The 906-nt window shown below is 38.1% G+C and carries 3 protein-coding genes; all 3 read right to left on the bottom strand.

Translation table 11 applies throughout. The features are described from left to right. Positions 1-256: hypothetical protein (locus tag CSX02_RS07030; protein ID WP_143248155.1), on the bottom strand; the 256-nt coding region annotated here is incomplete at its 3' end. Next, entirely contained in the window at positions 253-675 is a 423-nt protein-coding gene (locus tag CSX02_RS07025) for a hypothetical protein (RefSeq protein WP_099386149.1), read from the bottom strand. The genes CSX02_RS07030 and CSX02_RS07025, both read right to left, overlap by 4 nt. Beyond that, positions 675-906, bottom strand: a 232-nt coding sequence (locus CSX02_RS07020; protein ID WP_143248154.1) for a DUF4417 domain-containing protein, incomplete at its 5' end; no start/stop codon positions are given. The genes CSX02_RS07020 and CSX02_RS07025, both read right to left, overlap by 1 nt.

The following is a 906-nucleotide window of genomic DNA, read 5'->3' as shown; positions in this document are numbered from 1 at the left end:
CCTTTTCACATTCCCAGAAAGTTTTTCCATCAAACAATGGTTCTTTTAGAAAAGCATCCAAACTCGCAGGACGATCTAATCCTTTTACGCTCCATAAAACAGTCGCTGTAGGTTCCCACTGCTGCAGCTCAAAGTAATATGTTCCATCATCCAGATTGTATCCTTGCGAAAAATACTTTTTTCCATGATAGACATATATAACCTCTTCACCATCCAAGAGTTTTTCAACAAACTCATCAATATTTCCATTAATCATAGTTCAGCTCCTTTGAAAAACTTTTTATATTGCTTGTAAAGCTTCGAATTTTTGTGCATCCGAATCGTTGTACGTTCAAAGTTAGGCGTTTTACTTTGGCTAAATTCCTTCCCATAAACATGGTAGTGTAAGACCTTGTCTAAGCCCTTTCCAACCTTTGGTTCTCGATGATACGCAATTTCAATTCTGAGATTGTGATCCTTATCATAAATACGCATAGTATTAAATGTTCCGTCTTGATTCATTTTAAGATAAGCAAAACTTGAATGTGATGATTCTGGAAGGCCATGCTTACCAGATCCTTCTACGCCTTTTAATACTTTGACACCATTAAACTTTCCACCTGCAAAAAACGAAGTGTCTGTTTCATAAACATAAGGCACCGGATTTCCTGCAGCAAATGTACCTCTACCACCCATTAGCGCACCACCTTTCTGGACTTCTGATAATCCACAACTACAAGATTACCATCCATTTCATCGAAAGGGTCACCTAAGCAAATGATAGCATCCGGTTCAATTCTTTCAAGCATATAATTATATCCGCGCAAAAAATCACGTTTATTGCGTTTGCAGCCAATCATTCCAATTGCCACAATGCAATGCTTTTCAATTGCATCAAAGCAATATTCGTAGCTACGTGCAGAGCCC

The sequence above is a fragment of the Agathobacter ruminis genome (assembly GCF_002735305.1).
Lineage (GTDB): Bacteria > Bacillota > Clostridia > Lachnospirales > Lachnospiraceae > Roseburia > Roseburia ruminis.
This window is presented reverse-complemented; position numbering and strand designations above follow the sequence as displayed.

Excerpts from the sequence above, each read along its gene's own strand:
- CSX02_RS07025 (WP_099386149.1), bottom strand. The coding sequence starts at position 675 with ATGGGTGGTAGAGGTACATTTGCTGCAGGAAATCCGGTGCCTTATGTT.